This is a genomic window from Burkholderia arboris, from assembly GCF_902499125.1.
GTDB lineage: Bacteria > Pseudomonadota > Gammaproteobacteria > Burkholderiales > Burkholderiaceae > Burkholderia > Burkholderia arboris.
Genome location: NZ_CABVPX010000019.1, coordinates 106,672 through 120,313 on the forward strand (window position 1 = coordinate 106,672; position 13,642 = coordinate 120,313).

The following is a 13,642-nucleotide window of genomic DNA, read 5'->3' on the forward strand; positions in this document are numbered from 1 at the left end:
AGTGAGTGCTTTGGCACTTGCTCCCGCCCCATGCCGCAGTTGGCAAGCGTTAGCGCTTCGGCGCTTACTCTTGCCCTGCGGCGGTCGACGGGAGCAAGCGCTTCAGCGCTTACTCCGATCCCGTGACCCTTACTGGATCTTCTTGGCCTTTTCGAAGGCTTCGTCGATCGTGCCGACCATGTAGAACGCCTGTTCCGGCAGGTGGTCGCACTCGCCGTCGACGATCATCTTGAAGCCGCGGATCGTTTCCTTCAGCGGCACGTACTTGCCCGGCGAGCCCGTGAACACTTCAGCAACGTGGAACGGCTGCGACAGGAAACGCTGGATCTTACGTGCGCGCGCGACCGACAGCTTGTCTTCCGGCGACAGTTCGTCCATGCCCAGAATCGCGATGATGTCGCGCAGTTCCTTGTAGCGCTGCAGCGTCTGCTGAACGCGACGGGTGATCGAGTAGTGCTCTTCACCGATCACGTTCGGGTCGATCTGGCGCGACGTCGAGTCGAGCGGGTCGACCGCCGGGTAGATACCCAGCGAAGCGATGTCACGCGACAGAACGACGGTTGCGTCCAGGTGGCCGAAGGTCGTAGCCGGCGACGGGTCGGTCAAGTCATCCGCAGGGACGTACACGGCCTGAACCGACGTAATCGAGCCCTTCTTGGTCGACGTGATGCGCTCTTGCAGCTTGCCCATTTCTTCAGCCAGCGTCGGCTGATAGCCCACTGCCGACGGCATACGGCCGAGCAGTGCCGACACTTCGGTACCGGCCAGCGTGAAACGGTAGATGTTGTCGACGAAGAACAGCACGTCGAGGCCTTCGTCACGGAAGTGCTCGGCCATCGTCAGGCCGGTCAGCGCGACGCGCAGACGGTTGCCCGGCGGCTCGTTCATCTGGCCGTACACCAGCGCGACCTTGTCGAGGACGTTCGAGTCCTTCATTTCGTGATAGAAGTCGTTCCCTTCACGGGTACGCTCGCCCACGCCCGCGAACACGGAGTAACCGCCGTGTTCCTTCGCGATGTTGTTGATGAGCTCCATCATGTTGACGGTCTTGCCCACGCCAGCACCGCCGAACAGGCCAACCTTGCCGCCCTTTGCGAACGGGCAGATCAGGTCGATAACCTTGATACCCGTTTCGAGCAGTTCGGTCGACGGCGACAGTTCGTCGAACGCCGGAGCCTTCTGGTGGATCGAACGCGTCACATCGCTTTCGATCGGGCCCGCTTCATCGATCGGACGGCCGAGGACGTCCATGATCCGGCCGAGGGTCGGCTTGCCGACCGGCACCGAGATCGGCTTTGCCGTGTTCTTCACGGTCAGGCCGCGGCGCAGGCCGTCGGATGCACCCAGACAAATGGTACGGACCACGCCGTCGCCCAGCTGCTGCTGGACTTCGAGCGTCAGTTCCGAGCCATCGAGAATAAGCGCGTCGTAGATCTTCGGCATGCTGTCGCGCGGGAATTCCACGTCGATAACGGCGCCGATGCACTGTACGATCTTGCCTTCTACCAAAGCAGCAGTACTCATCGCTTTTCCTTTAAATACCTGATTCTTTACTCGCGCAAAGGCGCAGTTGTCGTCCCGGGCGCGCGCTTAAACAGCGGCTGCGCCGCCGACGATCTCCGACAGTTCTTTCGTGATCGCGGCCTGACGGCTCTTGTTGTACACGAGCTGCAGTTCGCTGATCACCGTCTTCGCGTTGTCGGACGCGGCCTTCATCGCGACCATGCGCGCCGATTGCTCGGACGCCATGTTTTCCGCGACGGCCTGGTACACCAGCGCCTCGACGTAACGCACGAGCAGTTCGTCGACGACTGCCTGCGCGTCCGGCTCGTAGATGTAGTCCCACGACGTGGCCGGCGTACCGTCATCGGCTTCGAAGTGTTCCGACGACAGCGGCAACAGCTGCTCGATCACGGCTTCCTGCTTCATCGTGTTGACGAAGCGCGTGTAAGCGATATAAACCGCCGACAGCTTGCCTTCCGAGTACAGATCGAGCTGCGTCTTCACGGCGCCGATCAGCTTGTCCAGATGCGGGGTGTCGCCGAGGTGCACGACCTGCGACAGCACCTTCGCGCCGAAGCGGTTCAGGAACCCGAGGCCCTTGCTACCGATCGCGGTGGCTTCGACCTTCTGGCCCTTCTCTTCCAGCTCCTTGAACTTCTGAATCGTCGCACGCAGCACGTTGGTGTTCAAACCGCCGCACAGACCCTTGTCCGTCGTGACGAGAATGATGCCGGCCGTGTTCGCGCCGTCGTTTGCCACCATGAACGGGTGGCGGTACTCCGGGTTCGCACGGCTCATGTGCGCGGCGATGGCACGGACCTTGTCTGCATACGGACGAGCGGCGCGCATGCGTTCCTGCGCGCGACGCATCTTCGATGCGGCCACCATCTCCATCGCCTTCGTGATCTTGCGCGTGTTCTGCACGCTCTTGATCTTGCCGCGAATTTCCTTCATTCCAGCCATAGCTTGCTCCTTTGCGCCCCGAGTTAGCGCTTTAGCGCTTACTCGGGGCTCATGCATCGCTCACCGAAGCGGCGCGGGCGCCTCAGCACCCGCGCGGCCTCAGTGTGTCACTCGCGGATCAATAGGCACCGGACTTCTTGAAGGATTCGATCGCCGAGCGCAGTGCGCCTTCGTCGTCCTTCGAGAGATCCTTGGTGTCTTCGATGCGCTTGATGAGGTCAGCGTGGCTGGTCTTCAGGTTTTCGCGCAGGCCCTTCTCGAACGACAGCACTTGCTTGACGTCGAGGTCGTCGAGGTAGCCGTTGTTCGCGGCGTACAGCGACACGGCCAGTTCCCAGACCTGCAGCGGCTGGTACTGCGGCTGCTTCAGCAGTTCCGTCACGCGGCGGCCGCGCTCGAGCTGCTTGCGGGTCGCTTCGTCGAGGTCCGATGCGAACTGCGCGAATGCGGCCAGTTCACGGTACTGCGCGAGGTCGGTACGGATACCGCCCGACAGCTTCTTCACGACCTTCGTCTGAGCGGCGCCACCGACTCGCGACACCGACACGCCGGCGTTGATTGCCGGGCGGATGCCTGCGTTGAACAGGTCGGTTTCCAGGAAGATCTGGCCGTCGGTAATCGAGATCACGTTCGTCGGAACGAACGCGGTCACGTCGCCAGCCTGCGTTTCGATGACCGGCAGTGCCGTCAGCGAACCGCTCTTGCCCTTCACTTCACCGTTCGTGAACTTCTCGACGTACTCTTCCGACACGCGAGCCGCACGCTCCAGCAGACGCGAGTGCAGATAGAACACGTCGCCCGGGTACGCTTCACGGCCCGGCGGGCGGCGCAGCAGCAGCGAGATCTGACGGTATGCCCAGGCTTGCTTGGTCAAGTCGTCATAAATGATCAGCGCGTCTTGGCCACGGTCGCGGAAGTATTCGCCCATCGTGCAGCCGGCGTACGGTGCGAGGTACTGCATCGCAGCCGAATCCGATGCCGAAGCAGCGACGACGATCGTGTATTCCATCGCGCCCGTTTCTTCGAGCTTGCGAACCACGTTCATGATCGACGAAGCCTTCTGGCCGATCGCGACGTAGATACAGATCAGGTCCTTGCCCTTCTGGTTGATGATCGCGTCGAGCGCCACTGCGGTCTTGCCGCACTGACGGTCGCCGATGATCAGCTCACGCTGGCCACGGCCGATCGGCACCATCGCGTCGATCGACTTGATGCCCGTCTGCACCGGCTGCGACACCGACTTACGCCAGATCACGCCCGGGGCGATCTTTTCGATCGCGTCGGTCAGCTTGGCGTTGACCGGGCCCTTGCCGTCGATCGGGTTGCCGAGCGCATCGACCACGCGGCCGACGAGTTCCGGACCAACCGGGACTTCGAGAATGCGGCCCGTCGTCTTGACGATGTCGCCTTCCGAGATGTGTTCGTATTCGCCGAGAATCACCGCGCCGACCGAGTCGCGCTCGAGGTTCAGCGCGAGACCGAACGTGTTGCCCGGAAACTCGAGCATTTCGCCCTGCATCACGTCCGACAGGCCGTGGATACGCACGATACCGTCGGTCACGGAGATCACGGTGCCCTGGTTGCGAACGTCTGCGCTCGCTTCAAGGCCCTGGATCCGGCTCTTGATCAGCTCGCTGATCTCAGAGGGATTGAGTTGCATTATTCGCTCCTGATAGTCAATTCTGTTGCGTGCCGGCGTGGCGCTCAGGCGGTCAAGGCAGCCTGCATCGATGCGAGGCGCGCGCGAACCGAGGTGTCGAGCACTTCGTCGCCGACCGTCACGCGCACGCCGCCGATCAGCGACGAATCGACTTCGACCGTCGGTTTCAGCTTGCGCTTGAACTTGCGTTCGAGGCCCGAGACGAGACTGTCGAGATCCGCGCCGTTCAGCGGGAACGCGCTCACGATCTCGGCGTCGGCTGCACCTTCACGTTCGTTCTTGAGCGCCTCGAACTGCTCGGCAATTTCCGGCAGCAGCGCGATGCGATGATTGTCGACCAGCATCTGCACGAAGTTCTTCGCTTCGGCGCCAGCCCCGAGCGGCGACTTCACCGCAGCAAGCAGCAACTCGGCTACTTGCGTGCGCGTCACCTTCGGGCTCGACGCGACCGACAGCACTTCCGGCAGACGCGCAACCTGGGCCAGCTCTTGCACGAGCGTGGACCAGGCGGCGATGTCACCGCCCTCGGCCACGCGGAACAGCGCTTCTGCGTAAGGGCGGGCGATGGTTGCAAGTTCGGCCATGATCAGAGCTCGGCTTTCAGTTGATTCAGCAGTTGGGCGTGGGCCGTTTGATCGACTTCGCGCTTCAGGATCTGCTCGGCGCCCTTCACGGCCAGCGAGGCGACTTCGCCACGCAGCGCTTCGCGCGCCTTCACGATTTGCTGTTCTGCTTCCGCCTTCGCCTGAGCGACGATGCGGGCGGCTTCAGCCTGGGCGTTGGCCTTGATTTCCTCGGCGACCGCCTGGGCACGCTTTTCGGCGTCGGCGATGCGCTGCTGGCCGTCATTGCGGGCCTGCGCGAGTTCCTGGTCCACGCGCTTGTGCGCTGCGTCGAGTTCCGCTTTGCCCTTCTCGGCGGCGGCGAGGCCGTCGGCGATCTTCTTCGAACGTTCGTCGAGGGCGTTGATCAACGGCGGCCACACGAATTTCATCGTGAACCACGCGAGGACCAGGAACACGACCATTTGCGCAAACAGAGTTGCGTTGAGATTCACGGTGTTTCCTTATCTGCTATTCCGGAAAAATGAAACGGTAAGGCGCTCATCGAGTTGCATTCGATCAGCGCCCCAAGTCTCCGTTCCGCCCTGCGCCGGCTTGCGCCGGACGCAAATTTCCGAGGAACCTTAGCCTGCGAGCTTCGACAGGAGCGGGTTCGCGAACGCGAACAGCATTGCGACACCAACGCCGATCAGGAATGCAGCGTCGATCAGACCAGCCAGCAGGAACATCTTCGTTTGCAGCGGGTTGATGAGTTCCGGCTGACGTGCGCAGGCTTCGATGTACTTGCCACCCATCAGCGCGATACCGATACAGGCGCCGATTGCACCCAGGCCGATGATGATGCCGATACCGATGGCGGTCAGACCCTGGATGTTGGCGATGTAAGCTTGCATGATCACTCCTTTGTGAAAAGACTTGGAACTGAGATTTAAAAAACTAAAACGGAAACTCTTTCTTGCACGCCGCGCTTAGTGCTTGTCGTGCGCTTGGCCGAGATACACCAGCGTCAGCATCATGAAAATGAATGCCTGCAACAGAACAATCAGGATGTGGAAGATTGCCCAGACGCTACCCGCGATCACGTGACCAACGAAGCCGAGGAACGTTGCGTCGCCACCGAAGCTCCACATGCTGCCGAGCAGGGCGATCAACAGGAACAACAGCTCACCCGCGTACATGTTGCCGAACAGCCGCATACCGAGAGAGACGGTCTTCGCGAGATATTCGACAATGTTGAGCGCGAGGTTCGGGATCCACAGCAGCGGGTGTGCGCCGAACGGTGCCGACAGCAGCTCGTGCACGAAGCCGCCCGCACCCTTGATCTTGATGCTGTAGTAGATCATCAGGACGAACACGCCGAGCGCGATGCCGAGCGTGCCGTTCAGGTCGGCCGTCGGAACGATGCGATGGTGGGAAATCACGTCCGACAGACCGAGCAGGCCGATCACGCGGCCCGGCAGGTCGACCGGGAGAAAGTCGAGGGAGTTCATCAGCGCAACCCACACGAACACCGTGAGGGCGAGCGGCGCGATGAAGGTACGATTGCCGTGGACGATGGCCTTCGACTGGTCTTCGACCATTTCGACGAGCATCTCGATTGCGCACTGGAAACGGCCCGGCACGCCCGACGTCGCCTTGCGGGCGGCCAGACGCAGCACGAGGATCGTCACGATGCCGCATACGATCGACCAGAACAGCGTGTCGAGATTCCAGACGTGGATGTCGAAAATCGACGTCTGATGCGAGGTGGAGAAATTCTGCAAGTGGTGCGCAATGTACTCGGACGGATCCGGACCGCGCGTGCCTTCGCTAGCTGCCATATCGTTAATGCCACCCAAATTGTCGAAAATCGTTTTGCCTGTTCCGCAACACGCTATTGCGGGAACGGGCCGGTGCGGTTCGTTGTCGAAACCGCACGCTGCTTGTTCTTTACCGCCAGGCCAGCGCGATCCAGTACGTCTTCAGCACGACGAGGTACGTGACGAGGAACGGCACCCAGTGCACGCCGGCCCAGCCGAACGCCACTGCGGTGAACATCCCGATCGTCAGAGCGAGTTTCAGGGCTTCGCCCATCACCCAGCTCATCACGGTGGCCGAGCCACCTGCCTTCAGTCGTGCCACGAATACCGCACTGGGCACCCAGCCAATCGCTCCGCCCAGAAACGCGGATTGCGCAGCGGCGCCCGGCGACTTCGAAAACAGCCACCACGCCAGCGTTGCAACCAGGGACAGGGCCACTTGCGCGAACACCACCTTGTAGGGGGTCACGCGCGAGGGCTTGCTCACGTTCGGACCGAACAGCCTCTCGGCTTCCGTCCGTGTAAGCGGAACGATGTTGTTATCTTGCTGCTCGACATCCCAGTCGTCGGATTCGCGCCACTCGCCGGCCGCCGAAGCGGGGCGTTGCGTGCGCTGATCATCGTGCCTGTCGTCCGGCGCCTGACCCGCCATCGCAATCTTCCGCAAAGTCCTTGAACCCGACCCCAAGCTTTCTGAAAGCTTTCAGGGGTGCCTAGCTAACAAATCCGGGCGATTGTAAGCGATAGTTGCAAGTGATTCAAGGCTTTAGACGCGACAAAAACCTGCGTAAAACGACGCCTCATCATGTGAAAAAACGCCCGATTCGACGACGTACGACGACAGTTGTAAGGTCGGTTTCTTGCACCGGTATTTCTTGCACGAAAAAAGTCCGGCGATGGGGAAATGGCGGGGAAACGATGCCCGATACGGGCCCGCAAGAGGTGGCACGATCGCTGCGGGGAACGTGCAGTGAAACAGTCGCCCGGAATGACTCGGCGCGACGGCCTGGAACACACGAAACGCTGTGGCCGGTCGACCGCGCGCCACGCGCGAATTTCGACCGGATGCTCGTGCATCGATACGTCCAATCAGTTGTCGCGCCGCCACAGAAGTTCGACTGTGGGTTGCGGGACTTATCAACAACCTCTAATCACCCCGAACGCTGTCCGCCCTGCCCGCCAATCCGGCGGTACGCCTGTGCCGCACGCACCGGCCTCGCTCAACTGCGCGCGAGCAGCCACGCGCCGAGCGCCGCGCTCGCGAGCGCGAACGGAATCGACACCAGATGAAACGGCAGCCACATGCGCGGCTCCTTCGCGAGACGCACCGCGATCAGGTTCGCGAGCGAGCCGATCGCGAAACCGAAGCCGCCGACCGATACGCCGAATGCCAGCGCACGCCAGTCGTGCGTGAATTCCGACAGCAGGATCGCGGCCGGCACATTGCTGATCGCCTGTGACAGTAGCGCGCCGGCGGCATAGACGCGCAGCGGCGAATCGAGTTGCGCATTCGCAATCGTGTCGTGCACGACGGGCAGCGCAGCCGCGGTGCGCAGCACGACGAACATCAGTACGAAGATCAGCAACAGCAGCCAGTCGATCTTTAGGACTGCGTTACGTTTGACGGCGAGCAGCACGATGGCGACGCCGACGAGGCCCGGCAGCGGATGGTGCGCATCCGCGAGCAGCACGAACGCGGCGAACAGTACCGCCGCGATCAGCGCATGCATGCGCTGTACGGGCAATGCGACGGCATCGCCGGACAGGTCGAGCGGCTTCGCGCGAAACAGGCATGCGGTCAGCACGAGCAGCAACGCCATCAGCGCAAGCGCGAGCGGCCCGAGCGTGACCACGAAGCGGCCGAACGACACGCCGCTCAATTGCCACAGGAAAAGATTCTGGGGATTGCCGAGCGGTGTCGCGACGGACCCCGCGTTGACGGCCAGCGCGACGACGATCACGAGGCGCCGGAACGGCAACGGTGTCAGAGCACGCAGCGACACCATCAACGGCACGACGACGAACAGCGCGACGTCGTTGGTGAGCCACATCGACAGCACCGCGGCGAACCCGACCAGCAGCATCGCGAGCCCGCGTTCGGAATGCACGTGATGGACGATACGGTGGGCGAGCCACATCAGGCAGCCGGACAACTCGAGCGCCTTGGTCAGCATCAGCAGGCCCGCGAGCGTCGCGACGGTCTGCCAGTCGACGCGACCGGCGAGTATCGCAAATGGTTGCGGACGCACCCACTGCAGTACGATCAGGCCAAGCGCAAGCACCGACAGAACCGGTTCCCGCGCAAGCCATCCGAGCCAACGGCGCGGCGCAGGTGCGCCCGTCTCCTCCATCGGCAGCCTGTTACTCTTCGGTCGCGACGTTGCCGCGCAGCCGCACGAGGATGCCCTCGAGCGCGTCGAGGTTGCCGAAGTCGATCAACACCTGCCCGCGCCCACGGCGGCCGAGCTTGATCTTCACCGTCGACGCGAGCAGGTCGGACAACTCCTCCTCGAGACGGCGCGTATCGCGGCCGCCATCGTCTTTCGCGCGCGCCTTCACGGCCGGCGCTTCCTTCGTCGTATGCGACACCAGCTTCTCGGTCTCGCGTACCGACATGCGCTTGTTGACGACCTGATGCGCGAGCGTGATCTGCGTCGCTGCATCGACGGCGAGCAGCGCGCGCGCGTGCCCCATGTCGAGATCACCGGCCAGCAGCATCGTCTGCACCGGCGACGCGAGGTTCAGCAGACGCAGCAGGTTCGACACCGCACTGCGCGAACGGCCGACCGATTCAGCCGCCTGTTCGTGCGTGAAACCGAACTCGTCGAGCAGACGCTGGATACCGTGTGCTTCTTCAAGCGGATTCAGATCCTCGCGCTGGATGTTCTCGATCAGCGCCATTGCGGCGGCAGCCTGATCGGACACGTCCTTCACGAGTACCGGCACTTCATCGAGGCCGGCCAGGCGCGCCGCGCGGAAACGCCGCTCACCTGCGATGATTTCGTATTTGTCTGGCGAAATGGGCCGTACCAGGATCGGCTGCATCACGCCCTGTGCGCGGATGCTTGCCGCGAGCTCCTGCAGGCTGCCCTCGTCCATCCGCGTCCGCGGCTGGTACTTGCCGGCCTGCAGTTTGCCGAGCGCGAGCGTGTTCGGCGCCCCTTCGATCTTCACCGCTTCGGTGATATCGGCACTGCCGCCGAGCAGCGCTTCGAGGCCACGTCCCAAGCCCTTCTTCTTTGGTACCGCGTTCATGTCTTTCTTCCTCGCTTCGCTCATGTCCGGCTCACGACACCTCGAACGCGCGCACGCGTTCGATCATCTCGGCACCGAACTGGAGATAGGCCTGCGCACCGCGCGAGCTGCGGTCGAACACGACGCCCGGCAACCCGTAACTCGGCGCTTCCGCCAGGCGCACGTTGCGCGGAATCACCGCGTCGAACACCTTGTCGCCGAAGTGCGCTTTCAGTTGATCGGAAACTTGCTGCTGCAGCGTGATGCGCGGATCGAACATCACGCGCAGCAAGCCGATGATCTTCAGGTCGCGGTTCATGTTCGCGTGAACCTGCTTGATCGTGTTGACGAGGTCCGACAACCCTTCCAGCGCGAAGTACTCGCACTGCATCGGGATCACGACACCATGCGCCGCGCACAGCCCGTTCAGCGTCAGCAGCGACAGCGTCGGCGGGCAATCGATCAGCACGAAATCGTAGTCGTCGGCCACGTGCTCGAGCGCGGCCTTCAGCCGGCGTTCGCGGTTGTCGATGCTGATCAGTTCGATCTCGGCACCGGACAGCTCGCGGTTCGCAGGCAGCACGTCATAGGTGACGCCGTCCGGGCGGATGCGCGCGTCGGTCACCGACACACCGTCCACCAGCACTTCGTACACGGTCGCTTCGCAGGAGGCCTTGTCGATCCCGCTGCCCATCGTCGCATTGCCCTGCGGGTCGAGATCGATCAGCAGGACTCGTTGCTCCTGCGCTGCAAGGCTTGCGGCGAGATTGACCGATGTCGTCGTCTTGCCGACGCCCCCCTTCTGGTTCGCAACGCAGAAGATCTTTGCCATCGTTGGTGTGTTCCCTTTACCTTCAAACAAACGGCACGCTACCGCGTGCCTTCAAATCGCGTCGTCGACGGCCACTTCGAACAGATGCCGTTCGGCATCGAGCAGCGGCACCGCCAGCCGTATCGTCTGCTTCACGCGGCTGCCTTCCGGCAAGCGCGCAATTTCGTCATCCGGATGGACGCCCTTCATTGCCCAGATCGATCCGCCCGGCGCAACCAGATGTCGAGCAAGTTTAACGAAGTCGGATAGATCCGCGAAAGCGCGGGATACGATCATGTCGAATTTTTCCGGCACTTCGACACCCGGCTGCAGCGATTCGACTCGGCCGGTGACCACCGACAGGTTCGCCAGCTTCAGCTCCGCACGCATCTGCGTCTGGAATGCAGACTTCTTCTGCACGATATCGTTCAGCGTGACCTGCCAGTCCGGCTCGACGATTGCCAGCACGATACCGGGCAGCCCGCCGCCCGAGCCGACGTCGAGCACGCGTGCCGATGCACGGCCGCGCAGATGCGGGACGATCGAAAGCGAATCGAGGATGTGCTGGATCAACATCTGCTTCGGGTCGCGGATCGCGGTCAGGTTGTAGACTGCGTTCCACTTGCCGAGCAGCGCGACGTAGTCGAGCAGCTGGTTGCGTTGTGCATCCGTCAGCGTGAGGCCAAGCGCCGTCGTACCTTCGACGAGCATCTGTTCCAGTACGTCCCGATTAACCGCCGGCGCGCGACGCGCCGTCATTGTTGCGTCGGGACGGTACCGTCCCCCTGCTCCGTTGCCTCGGCGGCCGTGCCGTTACGACGGCCGAGGCCGCGGCGCTTCAGGTGCACCATCAACAGCGAGATCGCCGCCGGCGTGACGCCCGAGATGCGCGACGCCTGCCCGATCGTTTCCGGCCGGAACTCGTTCAGCTTCTGGCTCACTTCGAACGACAGCCCACGCACTTCGCGGTAATCGATGCCATCCGGCAAACGCGTGTTTTCGTTCGCGTCGTTGCGTTCGATCTCGGATGCCTGGCGCTCGATATAGCCCTGATACTTGATGCCGATCTCGACCTGCTCCTTGATCTGCTCGAGCAGCACCGGATCGTCGGCCAGCGGCTCCGCAGGGCCGCATTCGCCACCCTTCAGGCCGCACACGCCGTCGTAGCTGATGCCCGGGCGGCGCAGCAGTTCGGCGAGGCTGTATTCGTGATCGATCGCCTTGCCCAGCAGCGCAGTCGCCTCTTCCGGCGGCAGCGTCTTCGGCGTGACCCACGTCGACTTCAGGCGTTCGGTTTCACGTGAAACAGCGTCGCGCTTCCGGCTGAATGCATCCCAGCGTGCGTCGTCGACGAGACCCAGTTCGCGGCCGACCTCGGTCAGACGCATGTCGGCATTATCTTCACGCAGGCTCAGCCGATATTCGGCGCGGCTCGTGAACATCCGGTACGGCTCGGCCACACCGCGCGTCACGAGATCGTCGACCAGCACGCCCAGGTAAGCCTGGTCACGGCGCGGGCACCATGCGTCCTTCTCCTGCACGTAGCGGCCTGCATTCAGGCCGGCCAGCAGGCCCTGTGCGGCCGCCTCTTCGTAGCCGGTCGTGCCGTTGATCTGGCCCGCAAAGAACAGCCCGTTGATCGCCTTCGTCTCGAGCGACGCCTTCAGCGCGCGCGGGTCGAAGTAGTCGTACTCGATCGCGTAGCCGGGGCGAAGGATGTGTGCGTTCTCGAGGCCGCGCATCGAGTGCACGAGCTCGAGCTGGACGTCGAACGGCAGGCTCGTCGAGATTCCGTTCGGGTAGAACTCGTTGGTCGTCAGCCCTTCCGGCTCGAGGAAGATCTGGTGCGATTCCTTCGATGCGAACCGGTGGATCTTGTCCTCGATCGACGGGCAATAGCGCGGGCCAACGCCTTCGATCACGCCTGTATACATAGGCGAACGGTCGAGACCGCCGCGAATGATGTCGTGCGTGCGCTCGTTCGTGTGCGTGACCCAGCACGGCAGTTGCTGCGGATGCTGCTCCGCGCGGCCCAGGAACGAGAACACGGGGATCGGATCGAGGTCGCCCGGCTGCTCGTCGAGCTTCGAGAAATCGATCGTCCGGCCGTCGATACGCGGCGGCGTACCGGTCTTCAGGCGGCCCTGCGGCAGCTTCAGCTCCTTCAGGCGCGACGACAGCGACACGGCCGCCGGATCGCCCGCACGGCCGCCCGTGTAGTTGTTCAGGCCCACGTGGATCTTGCCGTCGAGGAACGTGCCGGCGGTCAGCACGACTGCACGGGAGCGGAAACGGATGCCGATCTGCGTGACGGCGCCCACTACGCGGTCGCCTTCGACCATCAGGTCGTCGACGGCCTGCTGGAACAGCCACAGGTTCGGCTGGTTCTCGAGCCGGTGGCGGATCGCCGCCTTGTACAGGATGCGGTCAGCCTGCGCGCGCGTCGCCCGCACGGCCGGGCCCTTCGACGAATTGAGGATCCGGAACTGAATGCCGCTCTCGTCCGTCGCGGCGGCCATTGCGCCGCCCAGCGCGTCGACTTCCTTGACCAGATGGCCCTTGCCAATGCCGCCGATCGACGGATTGCAGCTCATCTGTCCGAGCGTTTCGATGTTGTGGGTCAGCAGCAGCGTCTTCGCGCCCATACGGGCGGACGCCAGCGCGGCTTCCGTGCCGGCATGACCGCCACCGACGACGATGACGTCAAATTCTGTGGGAAAAAGCATGGTGGATTCCGCACGCAGAGCTGCGCACGAACCTATCAGAGAAATGTATGGGCCGAATTATAGCGGGTTCGCTTTTCACCCGAATGCCGTCCGAATGGTAGGGTCTGTGCATTTCGTCGATTTTTGGCTGTGAACAGGTGAATCCAGGGTGTCGGACCCGCTCTGGCAATGGCTGTGGACGGTACACCGTACATCGTTGTGTCCGTGCAAAAACTTGGCCACGACGAGCACATAACCCGATCGATATCTGTGACCCGCGAGACAAAACAGACGCGGCACGCTGTGCCCACCCTCCTCCTCACGGCATTTCTGCCGGTTGCCCCAATACTTGTCCACTGCGGTTCCACGCATCGCCGGTCTGTGGAGCGAACCGCCCCTGCACA

General features: G+C 62.8%; 13 protein-coding genes. All 13 read right to left on the reverse strand.

What is annotated here, in order from left to right; translation table 11 throughout:
* Positions 1–129 precede the first annotated feature (129 nt).
* Positions 130–1,524 (reverse strand): F0F1 ATP synthase subunit beta, encoded by a 1,395-nt coding sequence (atpD, locus tag BLA15945_RS22760; protein ID WP_006477287.1) that lies wholly within the window; start codon positions 1,522–1,524, stop codon positions 130–132.
* A gap of 66 nt (positions 1,525–1,590) precedes the next feature.
* Positions 1,591–2,466, reverse strand: coding sequence for a F0F1 ATP synthase subunit gamma (gene atpG / locus BLA15945_RS22765; protein WP_059232795.1), 876 nt, complete (start codon positions 2,464–2,466; stop codon positions 1,591–1,593).
* 118 nt (positions 2,467–2,584) lie between these two features.
* On the reverse strand, positions 2,585–4,126 hold the full coding sequence (atpA, locus tag BLA15945_RS22770; RefSeq protein WP_021160444.1) for a F0F1 ATP synthase subunit alpha: 1,542 nt from the start codon (positions 4,124–4,126) through the stop codon (positions 2,585–2,587).
* A gap of 44 nt (positions 4,127–4,170) precedes the next feature.
* The gene (locus BLA15945_RS22775; protein WP_059232796.1) at positions 4,171–4,710 is read right to left on the reverse strand and encodes a F0F1 ATP synthase subunit delta; all 540 of its coding nucleotides are present in this window, start codon (positions 4,708–4,710) and stop codon (positions 4,171–4,173) included.
* Between the two features lie 2 nt (positions 4,711–4,712).
* Entirely contained in the window at positions 4,713–5,183 is a 471-nt protein-coding gene (locus BLA15945_RS22780) for a F0F1 ATP synthase subunit B (RefSeq protein ID WP_006751767.1), read from the reverse strand.
* A gap of 129 nt (positions 5,184–5,312) precedes the next feature.
* Positions 5,313–5,582: a F0F1 ATP synthase subunit C gene (atpE, locus tag BLA15945_RS22785; RefSeq protein WP_006482730.1), complete on the reverse strand. Its 270-nt coding sequence runs from the start codon at positions 5,580–5,582 to the stop codon at positions 5,313–5,315.
* Between the two features lie 75 nt (positions 5,583–5,657).
* The gene (atpB, locus tag BLA15945_RS22790) at positions 5,658–6,509 is read right to left on the reverse strand and encodes a F0F1 ATP synthase subunit A (protein WP_011350522.1); all 852 of its coding nucleotides are present in this window, start codon (positions 6,507–6,509) and stop codon (positions 5,658–5,660) included.
* A gap of 109 nt (positions 6,510–6,618) precedes the next feature.
* Positions 6,619–7,140: an ATP synthase subunit I gene (locus tag BLA15945_RS22795; RefSeq protein ID WP_059236535.1), complete on the reverse strand. Its 522-nt coding sequence runs from the start codon at positions 7,138–7,140 to the stop codon at positions 6,619–6,621.
* A 568-nt stretch (positions 7,141–7,708) separates the two neighbouring features.
* Positions 7,709–8,839 carry an SLC13 family permease gene (locus BLA15945_RS22800; protein ID WP_174993434.1) on the reverse strand — a complete coding sequence of 377 codons (1,131 nt, stop codon included), beginning with the start codon at positions 8,837–8,839 and terminating at the stop codon, positions 7,709–7,711.
* A 10-nt stretch (positions 8,840–8,849) separates the two neighbouring features.
* The gene (locus BLA15945_RS22805; protein WP_174993435.1) at positions 8,850–9,743 is read right to left on the reverse strand and encodes a ParB/RepB/Spo0J family partition protein; all 894 of its coding nucleotides are present in this window, start codon (positions 9,741–9,743) and stop codon (positions 8,850–8,852) included.
* 31 nt (positions 9,744–9,774) lie between these two features.
* Positions 9,775–10,554, reverse strand: coding sequence for a ParA family protein (locus BLA15945_RS22810; protein WP_059232798.1), 780 nt, complete (start codon positions 10,552–10,554; stop codon positions 9,775–9,777).
* A 51-nt stretch (positions 10,555–10,605) separates the two neighbouring features.
* The gene (gene rsmG / locus BLA15945_RS22815) at positions 10,606–11,292 is read right to left on the reverse strand and encodes a 16S rRNA (guanine(527)-N(7))-methyltransferase RsmG (protein ID WP_059232799.1); all 687 of its coding nucleotides are present in this window, start codon (positions 11,290–11,292) and stop codon (positions 10,606–10,608) included.
* Positions 11,289–13,259 carry a tRNA uridine-5-carboxymethylaminomethyl(34) synthesis enzyme MnmG gene (gene mnmG, locus BLA15945_RS22820; RefSeq protein WP_174993436.1) on the reverse strand — a complete coding sequence of 657 codons (1,971 nt, stop codon included), beginning with the start codon at positions 13,257–13,259 and terminating at the stop codon, positions 11,289–11,291. The genes rsmG and mnmG overlap by 4 nt, the downstream gene beginning before the upstream one ends.
* Positions 13,260–13,642: the final 383 nt, after the last annotated feature.